The 15952-nt window shown below is 70.5% G+C and carries 13 protein-coding genes; 9 read left to right on the top strand and 4 right to left on the bottom strand.

Annotated elements, in window-relative coordinates; all coding sequences use genetic code 11:
* The 6 genes from ACFYW7_RS12585 to ACFYW7_RS12560 all read left to right on the top strand — a co-directional run.
* Nucleotides 1-1319, top strand: a 1319-nt coding sequence (locus tag ACFYW7_RS12585; RefSeq protein ID WP_389501045.1) for a VWA domain-containing protein, incomplete at its 5' end; no start/stop codon positions are given.
* Nucleotides 1320-1485: 166 nt separating this feature from the next.
* The gene (metG, locus tag ACFYW7_RS12580) at nucleotides 1486-3219 is read left to right on the top strand and encodes a methionine--tRNA ligase (RefSeq protein WP_389501042.1); all 1734 of its coding nucleotides are present in this window, start codon (nucleotides 1486-1488) and stop codon (nucleotides 3217-3219) included.
* Nucleotides 3220-3436: 217 nt separating this feature from the next.
* Nucleotides 3437-3802, top strand: coding sequence for a PH domain-containing protein (locus ACFYW7_RS12575; protein WP_389501040.1), 366 nt, complete (start codon nucleotides 3437-3439; stop codon nucleotides 3800-3802).
* 138 nt (nucleotides 3803-3940) lie between these two features.
* Nucleotides 3941-7138, top strand: coding sequence for an FG-GAP repeat domain-containing protein (locus tag ACFYW7_RS12570; RefSeq protein ID WP_389501037.1), 3198 nt, complete (start codon nucleotides 3941-3943; stop codon nucleotides 7136-7138).
* Between the two features lie 265 nt (nucleotides 7139-7403).
* Nucleotides 7404-7880, top strand: coding sequence for a hypothetical protein (locus ACFYW7_RS12565; protein ID WP_389501035.1), 477 nt, complete (start codon nucleotides 7404-7406; stop codon nucleotides 7878-7880).
* A gap of 130 nt (nucleotides 7881-8010) precedes the next feature.
* The gene (locus ACFYW7_RS12560; protein ID WP_389501033.1) at nucleotides 8011-8730 is read left to right on the top strand and encodes a hypothetical protein; all 720 of its coding nucleotides are present in this window, start codon (nucleotides 8011-8013) and stop codon (nucleotides 8728-8730) included.
* Between the two features lie 27 nt (nucleotides 8731-8757).
* Here the strand turns inward: ACFYW7_RS12560 and ACFYW7_RS12555 are convergent, their stop codons facing one another.
* Together ACFYW7_RS12555 and ACFYW7_RS12550 are read right to left on the bottom strand one after the other, a co-directional pair.
* Nucleotides 8758-8940 carry a DUF397 domain-containing protein gene (locus ACFYW7_RS12555; protein ID WP_389501031.1) on the bottom strand — a complete coding sequence of 61 codons (183 nt, stop codon included), beginning with the start codon at nucleotides 8938-8940 and terminating at the stop codon, nucleotides 8758-8760.
* A gap of 3 nt (nucleotides 8941-8943) precedes the next feature.
* Nucleotides 8944-9795, bottom strand: a complete 852-nt coding sequence (locus ACFYW7_RS12550) for a helix-turn-helix domain-containing protein (protein WP_389501029.1) — start codon at nucleotides 9793-9795, stop codon at nucleotides 8944-8946.
* A 234-nt stretch (nucleotides 9796-10029) separates the two neighbouring features.
* On the opposite strand from ACFYW7_RS12550, the gene ACFYW7_RS12545 reads away from it, so the two are divergent.
* Both ACFYW7_RS12545 and ACFYW7_RS12540 read left to right on the top strand, forming a co-directional pair.
* Nucleotides 10030-10452, top strand: coding sequence for an ATP-binding protein (locus ACFYW7_RS12545; RefSeq protein ID WP_389501027.1), 423 nt, complete (start codon nucleotides 10030-10032; stop codon nucleotides 10450-10452).
* Nucleotides 10449-10592, top strand: a complete 144-nt coding sequence (locus ACFYW7_RS12540) for a hypothetical protein (protein ID WP_389501025.1) — start codon at nucleotides 10449-10451, stop codon at nucleotides 10590-10592. The genes ACFYW7_RS12545 and ACFYW7_RS12540 overlap by 4 nt, the downstream gene beginning before the upstream one ends.
* Nucleotides 10593-10657: 65 nt before the next feature.
* Here ACFYW7_RS12540 and ACFYW7_RS12535 read toward each other — a convergent pair whose 3' ends face one another.
* Nucleotides 10658-11560, bottom strand: coding sequence for an intradiol ring-cleavage dioxygenase (locus ACFYW7_RS12535; protein WP_389501023.1), 903 nt, complete (start codon nucleotides 11558-11560; stop codon nucleotides 10658-10660).
* Nucleotides 11561-11791: 231 nt separating this feature from the next.
* The gene (gene aspS, locus ACFYW7_RS12530; protein ID WP_389501021.1) at nucleotides 11792-13555 is read right to left on the bottom strand and encodes an aspartate--tRNA ligase; all 1764 of its coding nucleotides are present in this window, start codon (nucleotides 13553-13555) and stop codon (nucleotides 11792-11794) included.
* A gap of 153 nt (nucleotides 13556-13708) precedes the next feature.
* On the opposite strand from aspS, the gene ACFYW7_RS12525 reads away from it, so the two are divergent.
* A complete protein-coding gene (locus ACFYW7_RS12525; RefSeq protein ID WP_389501019.1) occupies nucleotides 13709-15949 on the top strand; it encodes a SpoIIE family protein phosphatase in 2241 nt (746 codons plus the stop codon).
* The last annotated feature ends 3 nt before the right edge of the window (nucleotides 15950-15952 follow it).

Genomic DNA, 15952 nt, shown 5'->3' with positions numbered 1-15952 from the left:
CGGCCACCGAGGCCGAGCCCGTCGCGGAGGCGGAGCCGGTCGCCGAGGCGGAGCCGGTCGTCGAGCCCGAGGCCGAGGCGGAACCCGTCGCCGAGGTCGAGCCGGCCACCGAGGCCGAGCCCGTCGCGGAGGCGGAGCCGGTCGCCGAGGCGGAGCCGGTCGTCGAGCCCGAGGCCGAGGCGGAACCCGTCGCCGAGGCCGAGGCAGAGCCGGTCGTCGAGGCTGAGCCCGAGGCCGCCGCCGAACCCGCCGCTGAGGCGGAGCCGGTCGCCGAGCCCGTCGCTGAGGCGGAGCCGGTCGCCGAGCCCGTCGCTGAGGCGGAGCCGGTCGTCGAGGCTGCCGCAGAGCCCGTCGCCGAGGCAGAGCCGGTCGCCGAGGCAGAGGTCAAGGCCACCCCTGAGGCCGACGTCGCCCCCGAGGCGGAGCCCGCCGCCGAGGCCGAGGTCGAGGTCGCACCGGTCACCGAGCCCGAGCCGGTCGCCGAGGTTGCGGTCGAGGCTGAGCCCGTCGCCGAGGTCGAGCCGGTCGTCGAGCCCGAGCCCGTCGCCGAGGCCCCCGTGGTCGTGCCGGTGGACGAGCCCGCAGTCGCGGAAACCGAGGCCGACCCGGAACCGACCCCGGCGGCAGAAGCCGAACCGCTCCCCGCGGCGGGAGCCGATTCCGCCTCGGCGCTGAGCGACGTCAAGGCCCAGGCCCCGGACCTGGTCACGGCCTACCAGGAGGCCGGCACCGCCCTCCAGAAGCGGAACCTCACCGGCAAGCGCGCCAAGGTCTACCTCGTCCTCGACCGCTCCTCGTCGATGCGGGCGTACTACAAGGACGGCTCCGCCCAGGCCCTCGGCGAGCAGGCCCTCGCCCTCGCCGCCCACCTGGACGCGGACGCGACCGTCGACGTCGTGTTCTTCTCCACCGAGCTGGACGGCACCGGCGCCCTCACCCTCGCCGAGCACGAGAACAAGGTCGACGACCTGCACGCCGGCCTCGGCCGCATGGGCCGTACGAGCTACCACGTCGCGGTGGAGGAAGTCGTCTCGCGCCACCGGAAGTCCGGCACCACCGACCCGGCCCTGGTGATCTTCCAGACGGACGGCGCCCCGGACGCCAAGACCCCCGCCACCCAGTCCCTCGCGGCCGCGGCGAAGGACCACCCGGACGTCTTCTTCTCGTTCGTCGCCTTCGGCGAGTACGACAACAAGGCCTTCGACTACCTGCGCAAGCTGAAGACCGGCAACACGGCCTTCTTCCACGCGGGCCCGGCCCCGCGCGAGCTGACGGACGTCGAGGTCTACGACGGCGTGCTGGAGAACTGGCGCCCGTAGCCTCCGGCGCCACCCCCACCCCGGGCCGCCCCCTTCCCACGCTGTAAAACGGGAAGCGGGCGGCCCACCCGTGTCGGCTACGATTTCAAGGTTCACCGGCGACGGGACGCCCACCGGAAATCCGACGCGGTCGTCGCCCCACGTAGCGACTTGGGAGCAGCCCGCGATGGCTCGACACCTCATCACCAGCGCCCTTCCGTACATCAACGGGATCAAGCACCTGGGCAACATGGTGGGGTCCATGCTCCCGGCGGACGTGTACTCCCGGTACCTCCGCCAGCGCGGTCACGAGGTCCTGTACATCTGCGCGACGGACGAGCACGGCACCCCCGCCGAGCTGGCGGCCAAGGAGCGCGGCGTGCCGGTCGCCGAGTTCTGCGCGCAGGCGCACGACGCGCAGAAGGCCGTGTACGACGGCTTCGAGCTGGCCTTCGACTACTTCGGCCGCAGCTCCAGCCCGGAGAACCGCGAGATCACCCAGCACTTCGCGCGCCGCCTGAACGAGAACGGCTTCATCGAGGAGCGCGCGATCCGCCAGGTGTACTCGCCCACCGACGGCCGTTTCCTCCCGGACCGCTATGTCGAGGGCACCTGCCCGCACTGCGGTTACGACAAGGCCCGCGGCGACCAGTGCGAGAACTGCACGCGCGTCCTGGACCCCACGGACCTGATCGACCCGCGTTCGGCGATCTCCGGCTCGACGGACCTGGAGGTCCGCGAGACGAAGCACCTCTTCCTCCTCCAGTCGAGGCTCCAGCACGAGGTCGAGGAGTGGGTGGCCCGGCACGAGTCCGAGTGGCCGCAGCTCGCCTCCTCCATCGCCCGCAAGTGGCTGACCGAGGGCCTGCACGACCGCGCGATCACCCGTGACCTGGACTGGGGCGTCCCGGTCCCCGCCGACACCTGGCCGGAACTGGCCGCCGAGGGCAAGGTCTTCTACGTCTGGTTCGACGCCCCGATCGAGTACATCGGCGCGACGAAGGAGTGGGCCGACCAGTCCGGCGAGGACGCCGAGAACCGTGACTGGAAGTCCTGGTGGTACGACGCGGACTCCGGCGAGAACCCGGTCCGCTACACGCAGTTCATGGCGAAGGACAACGTGCCCTTCCACACCGTGATGTTCCCGGCCACCGAGCTGGGCGTGCGCGAGCCGTGGAAGAAGGTCGACTACGTCAAGGCCTTCAACTGGCTGACGTACTACGGCGGGAAGTTCTCCACGTCCCAGAAGCGCGGTGTCTTCACCGACCACGCCCTGGAGATCCTGCCCGCCGACTACTGGCGCTACTTCCTCATCGCCAACGCCCCCGAGTCGGACGACTCGTCGTTCACCTGGGAGCACTTCACCACCACGGTCAACAAGGACCTCGCCGACACCCTCGGCAACTTCGTCAACCGCGTCCTGTCCTTCTCCAAGAAGCGCTTCGGCGAGGAGGTCCCGGCGGGCTCGGAGGCCGGCGAGGCCGAGGCGAAGCTGGGCGAGGAGATCGCGGGCCTGCTCGCGGAGTACGAGACCCAGATGGAGGCCCTCCAGTTCCGCAAGGCGGCCGCCGCGCTGCGCGCCCTGTGGTCCGCGGGCAACTCCTACCTGGAGGAGAAGGCCCCCTGGCTGGAGATCAAGACCGACCCCGAGGGCGCGGCGCTGACGCTCCGCACGGCGATGAACCTGATCCACCTGTACTCGGTGGTCTCGGAACCCTTCATCCCGGCGTCCGCCCGCGCGATGCGCTCCGCGTTCGCCCTCGCGGACGACACGGCGGTCTGGGTGAGCGCGGACGAGGCCCGTGCCCTGTCCTTCCTTCCCTCCGGCACCCCCTTCACCGTTCCCCCGGTCCTCTTCGCCAAGATCACGGACGAGGACCTGGAGTCGTACAAGGAGCGCTTCGGCGGCGCGCCTGAGTAGCGCCGGCAGCCACCGGGCGGCCACCGCCCGGTGGGCGGCGACGGTTCGGCAAGAGCCCGGGAACGAACGGTTCCCGGGCTCTTCGCGTACCCGGGGCCCTCGACCGCGCCCTCTGTCCGCACCGCGGTGCGAACTGTATATATGCCAAGATCACGTGAAGCCTTCGGCTTCCTGGTACATGAGTGGACCGAGGGTCCACCGAATGGGGGGTTCATCCATGGCGCTCTTCGGGAACGCGCACACCATCGACCCGGCCTCGGCGCGGCAGGACTTCGCCCGTCTGCTGGGACAGAACGAGCAGGTCCACGCGGCGTACCAACTCATCCGCGACGTCATGCTGTTCACCGACCGACGCCTGATCATGGTCGACAAGCAGGGCATCACCGGCAAGAAGGTGGAGTACCACTCCGTCCCTTACCGCAGCATCACGCACTTCGCCGTGGAGACCGCCGGCACCTTCGACCTCGACGCCGAGCTCAAGATCTGGATCTCCGGCACCGCGCTCCCCATCCAGAAGACCTTCACCAAGGGCGTCGACATCTACGAGGTCCAGGCGATCCTCACCCAGTACGTGGCGAAGTGACGCCGCCCGCCGCAGGTCGGCCCGACCCGGCCCACCTGCGGCGATACGGCACCCTCCCCGCCAGGGCACCGGTCAAGCCCTGGTAAAGTCCGCGCACTTGTGCGAGGGCGGGGGCCCTCGCGGGGAGGGACAGTTCACGTGGGCAGACACGCCCCGAGACGCGGCGGCCCGGCCGTCCTCGTCTCCGCACTCACGGTCGCCCTGGCGGCCGGCACCATCACGCTTTTCTCCGGCACACCGGACGGCGCCGGCAGCGCCCAGGCCGCCCCGGCGGTCGGCACCGCAGGGACGACGGAGCTCCTGCTGGACGATCCGAGCAAGGAGACCCCGCGCTCCGACCGGCTGCTCTCGGCGGGCGCGACCGGATTCCTGCACCGGCAGTCCGCGGTCGCGGGCCTGCTGTGGACGGACTACGAGGACGACACCACCGTCACCGTCCAGGGACCGACCGGGATCTACAAGCCGACCACCACCACCTGCTACGACCTCCAGGCGCGCTGCCCCTCGGGCATGTACGGGCAGGGTGCCGACACCGTGGCCCTGCCGCACGCGTCCTACGGCGACCCGGTGTCCCTGTGGAAGCCGGACGGCGGCGCCCTGCGGACCGTCGACCTCAGCCAGTCGGCCGACTACGTCGGCACCTACGGCGAGACGGTCGTCACCATCGAGTGGAACGGCGTCGTCGACGGCGAAGAGCTCGAGGGCTACCGCATGCACCTCGTCGACCTCGCCGACGGCAAGCAGCGCGACCGTCTGATCGCCGGATACCCGGGGAACATGACCGGCTCGCGCACCGGCGACGAGCACGGCTTCCTGCTGACCCACGCCGTCCACGACGAGAACGGCGACACCGAGTCGTACGCCGTCAGCTACCTCGACTTCGCGACCGCCCGGCTCACCCCGGTCTTCACCGGCCTGGACGCCTCCCCCGAACTGGTGCTCACCGGCGACCGCGTCGGCTGGTACACGGAGGCCGCCGGACTGCACCTCAAACCGCGTGCCGACCTCGCCGCCGAGGAGACGGTCCCGGTGGCGGGCGAGGAGATCGACGGCTCGCCCGTGCCCGTCCTCGTCGGCGACTGGCTGGTCCTCGCCGTGAACGGCGGCGGTGTCACGGCCAGGTCCCTCACCGACGCCACCACGAAGACCCTGCTGACCCGGTCGTACGGGACTCCGCTGGCCACCCCCGACGGCGACGCCCTCGTCACCGGTGGCGGCGGCGCCGCCGACTGGTGGGTCCAGCGCGTCTCCCCCGGCACCGACGGCACCCCGCGGCTGGAGAAGCTGCACAAGGTCGTCCCGTACGAGAACCCCAAGACCGGGCTCGCGCTCAGCCGGGGCAGCCTGCGCGTGGCGGAGGACAGCGCGAGCAGTGGCTCGGACACCACGACCGTGCGCACGCTCACCACGAACGGCGGCACCGAGCTGACCGCGTCCGCCCCGAGGACCGGCGACTCGGTACGCCCCGTGTGCCCGTACCCGGACACCAGTTGCGCGCCGATGTGGGGCAACAGCGGAACGGCCCCCGAGGACGTCTACCTCGACACCTTCTACGACGGCGACGAGGGCGGCAGCGGTCTGGAGGACGCGGACAGGCTGGTCGCCATCGGCGACGAGTGGTCCAACACCACGCTGGAGTTCGGCACTTCGGGAGGCTCGATCGTCGACGTCTCCGACGACTACGCCGTCTACAACTCCGGCGGCTCCGCGCCGGAGCAGTACGTCGGGAGGTTCGGCTACGGCCGACTGCTGAAGCGCTCGGTCCGCACCGCCGCCCTGAACGGCTCGACCCTGTGGAGCGCCTCCACCTCGGGCAAGCTCACCTCCTACAGTCTGGCCGAGGAGAAGACCCTCGCCACGGTGACGGTTCCGGGCCTCGGCTGCGTGCCGAGCGAACTCCAGGCTGCGGGCCGCTGGGTGTACTGGTCGTGCGGCACGGACTCGGCGGGCGTCTACGACTCCCAGGCCGGTACGTCCCGTTCGGTGACCCCCGGCGACGTGCTCCTCGGCGACGGCTTCACCGTCCGCCACGACCACGCCGCCGGCCGGCTGGTCCTGACCGAGACGGCCACCGGCGCCACCCGCCCGATCGCCTCCGACGTCCCCGGCACCGGTCCGGCCACGGACCGCCGCCACCGGTGGGCCGTCGACGAGTACACGGGCCTGGTCGCCTGGATCGACTCGTTCGAGCAGACGCACGTGGCCACCACCGGCATCACGCCGTCGGCGACGACCGTCTTCCGGAGCGAGGCCCCCAGTTTCCTCGAACCGGGTGCGTCCGACGCGTGGACCGGGGACTGGCAGCTGTCCCGTCCGGTCACCTCCTGGTCGCTGACCCTCACCTCGAAGCAGAGCGGCTCGGCCGGAAGGGCCACCCGCACGTTCACCGGGGGCGCGGCCTCCGCCCGGGTGTCCGCGAACTGGAACGGCAAGACCGCCGCCGGTGTCCACTTCCCCAACGGGGAGTTCGCCTGGACGCTGAAGGCGACGGGTCTGGGCACCTCCGCCCCCGTCACCCTGACCTCCGGTGAAGGCTTCCTGCTCAGGGGAGCCGCCGTGCGCCACGACTTCGGCAGCGTCGACGGCCCGGACGGACGCGGCGACCTGCTCACCCTCAACTCCTCCGGCGGTCTGACCGTCCAGCGGGGCACGGGGACGGGCACGTTCGGCGACAAGAGCACCGGCACCGGCTGGGCCACCTCCGTCAAGGCGGTCCCCTTCGGCGACGCGAACGGCGACCGCTGCAACGACGTGCTCGTACGGCTGAGCAGCGGGGCCCTGCGGCTGTACAAGCCGGGCTGCAACGCCGCCGTCAAGCCGACGACGTCGTACACCACGCTGGCGACGAGCGGCTGGACGCAGTACGACGTCCTGACCTCGCCCGGCGATGTCAGCGGCGACGGCCGCCCCGACCTGATCGCGCGCGTCGCGTCCAGCGGGACCGTCTACCTCTACAAGGGGACGAGCACCGGAACCCTGTCCGCCCGCGTGAAGCTCTACGACGGCTGGAAGGGCTACAAGAAGATCCTCGGTACCGGCGACCTCAACGGCGACGGCATCGGCGACCTGCTCGCCCAGGACACGTCCGACACCCTCTACCGCTACAACGGCAAGGGCGACGGAACCTTCGCCGCCCGCGTGAAGGTGTTCTCCGACTGGGGCTCCTCCTACAACGTGGTCGTCGGCGTCGGCGACATCACCGACGACGGCAGGGCCGACCTGGTCTCCCGGGACACCGGCGGCAACCTGTACCGCAACGACGGCGACGGCAAGGGATCGTTCGGGTCGCGCACGAAGATCGCCACCGGCTGGAGCGGTTACAAGTCACTCTCCTGAGCATCGGCACCCACGGAAGGGGGCACGGGACCAGTCGTCCCGTGCCCCCTTCCGCTGTGCCGTCCCCTTCCGTCCACATCGCCGTCGCGGGGCGCCGAAGACTCGACGGAGACCCGCTGGAGTCCTGGTGGGAACCGGTGACGACCCGGTGACAGCCCGGCGCCGAGACCGTGACGAGCGGGGAAAGATGCCTTCTGTCCGGTCCCGCCGATCCGGAATGGACCCCGGCTCCACAAGGCCTTCAATCACCCGTATGGTTTCCGCCATGGCAGTCCCCGAGGTCATTCCGATCGCCTACGAACCGAAGCACCGCACCGAGACGATCGGCCGGTACGCGGACGGTCAGTTCCTGGCGTCGATCACGTACGCCTTCCCCGAAGGGTTCCGTCCTGACGACGGCTGGGAAGAGCACAAACGTCTGTACACGGTCCTCCACACCTTCGACTCCGAGGGCCGCTACCGCGACTCGGAGGTCTGGTGCGCCGGCACCTGGGCCGAACAGCAGCGAGATCCCCATGGGGACGACTCGGTGCTCTCGCACGCCCGTGTCCACCTGGCCAAGCTGCTGCGCAGCCTGCCCCGGCGCTCGTACACGGACATCGCGATACGGCCTTTCCAGCTCACCGTCGACGGGGTGCTGTTCGGCCTGCTGACCGGCGTCGACGAGGGCGAGGCCTGGGCCGAGCTGTACCCGGACCGCCTCGGCTTCTCCGAACCGTGGGACGGCACGTACGACGTCTGAGCGGATCTCTCTTCCCGGCGTGCCCCTGACAAGCGCCCCCGACCGTTAGCATCGGGTCCCTTGAGTCACGAGCGGCTGAGGGGCACGAGTGCGGACGCAGGTGCGGGTACGGAGAAACGGGTGGCTGCTGGTGGGTGCGGCACTGACCGTGTGGGGGATCACGGCCTGCGCCGGCCCGGGCGGGGGAAGGCCCGGCTCCCCGGCCACAAGCGGTTCACCCGGCGCCGTCTCGGCCACGTCCATCGCGCCGGGACCACCGCTCTCCGCCCAGGCCCTGAAATCCATCGCCCTCACCGGTGACGATGTGGCGGGCACCCCGCACATCTCGCTGGACGAGCGGTCACCCGACGACTCGGACAGCACCTTCCCGCCGGCCTCGAACGCCACTTGCCAGACGCTGCTCGACGCGGTCGACGCCACCGACGCATCGGTCGCCGTGGACCAGAACATCAACTGGTTGGACAGCATCTGGCCCGGTGGTGCCACACTCGCCTCTTACCCGGGCACGGGAGCGGAGAATGCCTTCGACCGTGCCCGTACTTCACTGACCACCTGTCACGACTTCACCGGCGTCGGCTTCACGGGGAAGTACACCGCGCACGTCGAGCCGGAGAAGATCCCCCGGCTCGGCGACGAGTCGATCGCCTTCCGGATCACCGTCCCGGTGAAACAGGCGCCCGACCTGCGCAGCGGCCGTCGTGTCTCCGTACGGAACGAGGAGCACATCCTCGTGCGAGTCGGGGGTGTCACCGGGTACTTCACGATGCTGGCCATGGACCGCAGCGACCACTTCCCCCTGGCTCTCGTCGAGAGAGAAGTCGCCCGCATGGCGAAGGCCCAGCGCGCCTGACGCGCACCACCCCGACGGGCAGGATGGTCACCCGGCGCGGCCCACCCGGAGCCGACGCAGAAGCCCGGCCAGCCCCTGCCGGGTGACGGCGAGTATTCGTTCCGGGTCATCGCTCTCGCGGAGCAGCAAGGTGCCCTCCGCACGGGCGAGCTCCAGGCATTCGTTGCCGTCACCGGGGCCGGAGAACGAGGACTTCTGCCACTGGGTCACGATCTAGATCTCCTTCGCCAGTCGATGTATGAAGTCCCGCGACTTGGCAGGCTCCAGAGAGGCCGACTCCACCTTACGGAAGAGTGTTCGCATGGCGAGGAGTTGGGCGGGGACGTCCAGGAAGACCGAGCCGTACGGCGCGTCCCGCTGCACGGTGTCCAGCTCGGTCACCTCACCGCCCGCGTACAACATCATCGAACTGGCCCCCGCGAATCCGTCGACGTCGAACGGAATCACTCGTACCGAGACGTTGAGCAGCTCCGACGCCCGCAGCAACTCGTCGAGCTGGGCGCGCGCCACTCGCCGGTCCGCGACACGGGTGCGCAACGCGGATTCGTGCACCACCGCCTCGTAGGAAGCCGCCGCCTCTCGCGAGAGGACCGCTTTCCGGCGCATCCGGTGCGTCAGCCTGGGCTCCAACTCCGCGTCCGGAAGCTCGGGAACCCGGTAGGCGAGCACAGCGCGGGCGTAGTCCTCCGTCTGAAGCAGACCGGGTACGTGTGCGGTGGCGATCACCTGCATGAAGCGCGCGTGATGCTCCAGCTCCGCCAAGTCACGGAACACCGGCGGCAGCACCCGTGCGTACTGTTCCCACCATCCACGCGTTCGATCCGTCGCCAGCACAACGAGCGCATCGGTCAACGCCTCGTCCGCGCAGGCGTAATGCGCCGCGAGCCGACGCAGGCGGTCCTCGCTGACCCCCGCGATCCCCGCCTCCATCTGACTCATCTGCGCAGACGTCGATCCCAGGAACTGGGCTACGTCCCGAGCCGTCATACCGACGGCTTCGCGCAGTCGACGCAGCTCAGTGCCGAGGCGGACCTGACGAGCGGTCGGCTGACTCCTCGGTGGCATGCGTGCCGATTCCTCTCAACGAGCCCTGTGCGAGCGCCGGTTCGTCTCGCTCATCCGGAGTCAGATTACGCGAGCGGCTTGCATGGGCAGAAATTAATGCCCTACCGTCAGTGACACGACGCACACCCTGCGGAACACCGGGACCCCGGAAGCGCACCGCCCCGCCCTGCCACGGCGGCGACGACACTGCCACCGCCCGACGACCGCCACCCCCTCCCTGACCAGGAGTCCCGCATGCCCGAAACCGGCGAACCCGACGACCGCTGGGAGTACACCCTCTCCGTCCCCAACGACCCCCGTGCCGTCACGATCTGCCGCCGCGCCCTCCGTCTGATCCTCGCCCTGCACGGCCTGCCGCATCTCGCGGAGGTGGCCGAACTCGTCGCGACCGAGCTGGTCACCAACGCCGTGCAGCACACCAAGAGCCCCGCGGCCATACGTCTCCGCTGGGCCCGCGGGGTACTCCGCATCGGCGTGTGGGACGCGGACCCGACGCCGCCGGCCCCTGCTCCACCAGGAGCACTGTGCGAATCCGGACGCGGGCTCGCCCTCGTGCAGGGATGCGTGGACGACTGGGGCTGGTACCGGCTCGGCGGATCTCAAGCCCCCGAGAGCGCAGGCAAGTTCATCTGGTGCGAACTGGCCACGGCGGCGTGAACGTTTCCCCGGTCCCCGAATACGAGTTCCTGGACGTCAATCTCGGCGACTGGCTCGACCGGGTCGGCACGGTCGCGCACACCGAAGAACTGTTCGGCGAAGCCCTGCGCGGCCCGGAGAGCGCTTCGGAGCAGAGCTGATCAAGCCCCGCACGGGGAGGGCCCGGAACCCGTGGTGTTCCGGGCCCCTTGTGTGTCGGGAGGGGTCAGGACGCCGAGGCCGACGCGCTCGGCTGGGTGTCCGTGCTGTCGTGGGTCTCGTCCGGGGCGACGCCCAGCGTCAGACGGGCGTGGACACCCTTCGCGATGCGCTTCTTGTCGTACGTGAGGTACAGGAGCCCGCCCGCGTGACCGTTGTCCGGGTAGATCGTGTCCTCGTCCAGCGTCGTGCGGGTCGTGGTGTTCGTGGAGTACGGGGCGACCTCCGCCGACGCCAGGACCGACTTCTCGTCGAAGAAGAGCTGGCCGGTGTGGCAGGTGTGCCCGCCCTCGTAGCCCGCGTCGGTCCACGTGCCGTCCACATGGACCTTGACGTGGATGTGGACGCAGCGTCCCTGGTACCAGCCGGGGAAGACCGTCCTGAAGGTGACGTACCCGTGCTTGTCGGTCTTCCAGGTGCCCCGCAGGTACCGCTCGTCGTCGGTGGGTTCGGCGTGCCCGCCCCCGGTGCCGCCGCCGGGACCGCCCGACGGGGGTTCGCCGGTCGGAGTCCCGGAGGGCACGTCCGTGGGGCCGCCCGAGGGACCGCCACCACCTCCGTTGCTCATCGCCTCGTATCCGGAGTACACACCCAGCGCCGAGCAGTGCCACAGGTCCACGGCGGCGTTCCTGGCCGGCTTGCAGGTCTCGGCGTCGATCACCTTGAGCCTGAGGGTCAGGGGGATGCCCTCCTCGTCCTCGGTGATGTCCTGGCGGATCTTGTCCGCGTCGATGTAGTAGGGGCCCTCGGTGGTCTCGGAGGTCAGCGCGTAGCAGGCCTCCGCACCCGAGGCGGCCGAGGCGGGAGTCTTGTCGACCTCGCCCGCCGACGCGGTCGCGGCGATGGCGCCGCCCACGCCCACGGCCGCCACGGCCGCCCCGCCGGCGATGACGACCTTGCGTCGGGTCATGTTCCTTTTGTGCGCGGGTCCTTGGGTCTCAGTCATGTGCCGGAACGCTAGGGAGCCGACCTGTCAGCAGCGTGGGTGCGGACTGTGGTTTCGCGGCGGACACGAAAGCGGCCCGGAACCGACGTCGGTTCCGGGCCGCTTCGCGTGCGTGAGGCTCGCGTCAGCGCGCGACGCCCCCGTCAGCGCTCCCGCTCACGGCGGCGGGCGCCGCCCGTCCCCCGGGCGCGCCGCCTACTTCGGCTGCGGCTTGCGCACCGAGATGTGCAGCTCGCGCAGCCGGGTCTCGTCCAGCTCCGTGGGCGCGCCCATCATCAGGTCCTGCGCGTTGCCGTTGAGCGGGAACGCGATCGTCTCGCGGATGTTCGGCTCGTCCGCGAGCAGCATGACGATGCGGTCGACGCCCGGGGCGATGCCGCCGTGCGGCGGGGCGCCGAAGCGGAAGGCGCGCAGCATGCCGGCGAACTGCTCCTCGACGGTCTCCCGGTCGTAGCCCGCGATCTCGAACGCCTTGAGCATGATCTCGGGCTCGTGGTTCCGGATCGCGCCGGAGGACAGCTCGACACCGTTGCAGACGATGTCGTACTGCCAGCCGAGGATGTCCAGCGGGTCCTGGGTCTCCAGGGCCTCCAGACCGCCCTGCGGCATCGAGAACGGGTTGTGCGAGAAGTCGATCTTGCCGGTGTCCTCGTCCTTCTCGTACATCGGGAAGTCGACGATCCAGCAGAAGCGGAAGACGTTCTCCTCGAAGTTGCCCGAGCGCTTCGCGGCCTCGACCCGCACCGCGCCCATGATCTTCGAGACCTCTTCGAACTCGCCCGCTCCGAAGAACACCGCGTGGCCGGGGGCCAGCGAGAGGCGCTTGGTCAGCTCGGCGACGTTGTCCTCGGTGAGGAACTTGGCGATCGGGCCCGTCAGCGAGCCGTCCTCACCCACTCGCACCCACGCCAGACCCTTCGCGCCCTGCTCGACCGCGTAGTCACCGAGACCGTCGAAGAACTTCCGCGACTGACCCGAGACGTCCGGCACCGCGAGGGCACGCACGTGCTTGCCCGCGAAGGCCTTGAACTCGGAGCCCTCGAAGATGTCGGTGATGTCGGTGAGCTCCAGCTGGGCCCGCAGGTCCGGCTTGTCGGAGCCGTACTTCAGCATCGACTCGCGGAACGGGATGCGCGGGAAGGGGGAGGTGACCTGACGGTCACCGCCGAACTCCTGGAACAGCTCCGTCATGAGCTTCTCGATGGGCTGGAAGACGTCCTCCTGCTCGACGAAGGACATCTCGACGTCGAGCTGGTAGAACTCGCCCGGCGAACGGTCCGCGCGGGCGTCCTCGTCGCGGAAGCAGGGCGCGATCTGGAAGTAGCGGTCGAAGCCCGAGATCATCAGCAGCTGCTTGAACTGCTGCGGCGCCTGCGGGAGCGCGTAGAAGCGGCCGGGGTTCAGCCGGGACGGGACCACGAAGTCACGCGCGCCCTCGGGGGAGGTGGCGCTGAGGATCGGGGTGGCCATCTCGTTGAAGCCCAGCGCCGTCATCTTGTGACGGATCGCGGAGATCACGGCCGTACGCAGCAGGATGTTGCGGTGCATGCGCTCGCGGCGCAGGTCGAGGAAGCGGTACTCCAGGCGCCGCTCCTCGTTGACGCCGTCCTCGGCGTTGATCGTGAACGGCAGCGGCTGGGCGGCGCCGAGCAGCTCGACCTCGCCGACCTCCACCTCGACCTCGCCGGTCGGCAGCTCCGCGTTCACGTTCTCCGTACCGCGCGAGACGACCTTGCCGTCGATGCGGACGGTCGACTCCTTCGAGACCTTGTCCAGGGCCTCGTAGGCGGGAGTGCCGGGGCGGGCGACGAGCTGCGTGATGCCGTAGTGATCGCGCAGATCGATGAAGAGGATGCCGCCCAGGTCTCGGCGATTGTGCAGCCAGCCGCTCAGCCGGACGTCGCTGCCGACGTCAGAGGCGCGGAGCTCGCCGCACGTGTGGGACCTGTACCGATGCATCGTCGATCATCCAGTCTTCGCGGATTGGGGGCTCGTTTCACGTGAAACACTCCCAGGGTACCGGGCAGCCCAGGATCGCCTCTCACCATTACCGCTCGACATCCTGGACAGCATCGGTGGCAGGCACCGATCACCTGTTCCTACAGTGGGCCCATGCGCACTGGTGAGCCCCTGCCCGCCGTGGGGGACGTCCTGGCCGCTCTCGCCACCGGCGTATGGCACTGGGACAACACCGCGGGCCTCGTCACCTTCGACGCGGAAGCCGCACGGCTCATCGGCATGCCCGCCGAGCGGACGACACTCTCCGAGGCGGGCGCCCGCTCCCACGTCCACCCCGTCGACTGGAACGAGATGGACGGGGTGGTGCAACTGGCGGTGGCCGAGGGCACGCTCGCCGAGGCCAGGATGCGGATCATGGACGAGCACGGGCGGGTGCTCCGCACGGTCCGCAGCCGCTCCCGGCCGACGGTCGACCCCGAGACCGGGCAGTACGAGCTGATCGGCACCCTCCAGGAGGTCAGCGAGCAGTCTCCGGGCGCCGCCTCGCGCACCCCCGTCATCGGGGACTGGCGCCGGTCGCGGGAGGCCTTCCTGCTGGACGCGGGACGGGCGCTGGCCGAGGCGCGGTCCACGGCGGAGGTGCTGCGGGTGGCGGCGGGGCTGTCGATGCCCGGCTTCTCACCCGACGGGCTCGCCGTCTTCGGCGCGGAGGGCGACCGGCTGACGATCATCGGCCACCACGGCCACCAGCCGGGCGCCGAGGGACCCTTCAGCGACATGTCGCTGACCACGGACTACCCGGCCGCCGAGGTCGTCCGTACGGGCCGCGCGGTCTACCTCTCGTCCCCCGAGGACTACAAGGAGCGCTACCCGGCCTCCTGGCCGCTCGCCCGCCACTTCGGGCGGCAGTCCTGGGCGTTCCTGCCGCTCACCGTCGCCGGCAGCACCATGGGCGCGTGGATGGCCGCCTTCACCTATCCCGTCACCTTCACGCCCGACGAGCGCTCGGTCCTCACGACGGTCGCCCGCATGCTCGCGCAGGCCCTCTCCCGCGCCGAGACGGCCGAGACCGAACGGAAACTGACCGACGGCCTCCAGCGCTCGATGATGCCGACGCTCGGCCCGCAGATGCCGGGCATGAGCGTCGCCGCGCGCTACGTGCCGACCGGCGGCGGACTCCAGGTCGGCGGCGACTGGTACGACGTGATCCCGCTGCCGGCCGGCCGGTTCGCCCTGGTCATCGGTGACGTCCAGGGCCACGACGTCCGCGCGGCGGGCCTGATGGGACAGCTCCGGATGGCCCTGCGCGCCTACGCCTCCGAGGGCCACCGTCCCGACGCCGTGCTGTCACGGGCCTCACGCTTCCTCTACGGGGTCACGGACTCGGTGACCTACGGGTCCAGCGGCGGCACCGACGAGGGCGGCGACCCGGTGGACCCCGACGACGTGCGCTTCGCGACCTGCCTCTACGTCGAGGTCGACCCGGGGACCGGGACCCTCGACATCGCCCGCGCCGGACACCCCGACCCCGCGATCCGCATGGCGGACGGGACGGTGCTGACGCGTCCCACGGCGGGCGGCCTGCCGCTCGGCATCGACCCGGACGCCGACTACCCCACCACCCGGCTCGTCCTCGAACCGGGCGAGACCATGCTGGTCTGCACCGACGGGCTCATAGAGACCGGCGGCCACGACCTCGACACCGGCTGGCGCCGCATCCGCCGGACGCTCGAATCCCACGACGGCGACATGGAGGAACTCGCCGACGCGCTCGTCCAGGCCGTGCACGGGCCCTCCTCCCACCACACCACCGGTCCGCTGGCCGACCGTCGCGAGGACGACATCGCGGTGCTGCTGCTGTCCCGGCTGGGCGGGACGGGCGCCCACGACGACACGGACCGGGTCGTACGGACGACGGTGCGCCGCACGATGCTGAGCGTGGCGCAGGCCGAACCCGAGCGGATCGCGGAGGCCCGGCAGCAGCTGCGGGAGCTCCTGCACGACTGGGCCTCCGCCGATCAGCTCGACTCCGCGGTCCTGCTCGTCTCGGAGATGGTCACCAACGTCCTCGTGCACACCGACGCCGACGCGCTGCTCGTCGCCGAGGTGACGGGCGATCCGGGCGGGCGGCGGATGCGGATCGAGGTCACCGACGGCAGCGACGACCTGCCGCACCGGCGGCACCCCGGGGAACTGGCCTCGTCCGGACGCGGGCTGGTCCTCGTCGAACTGCTCGCGGACGCGTGGGGCGTGTACCCGCGGGGCGAGGGCAAGAGCATCTGGTTCGAGTTCTCCGAGGCTTCGCGGACGGACTCCGGGGAGCCCGGCACCTCACGGGACTCCGCGCTCCCGTCGGCCTTCGAGACGCTCGGAGAGCGACCGGACCTCAACTGACGG

Source organism: Streptomyces sp. NPDC002580 (assembly GCF_042889485.1).
Classification (GTDB): Bacteria; Actinomycetota; Actinomycetes; order Streptomycetales; family Streptomycetaceae; genus Streptomyces.
This window is presented reverse-complemented; position numbering and strand designations above follow the sequence as displayed.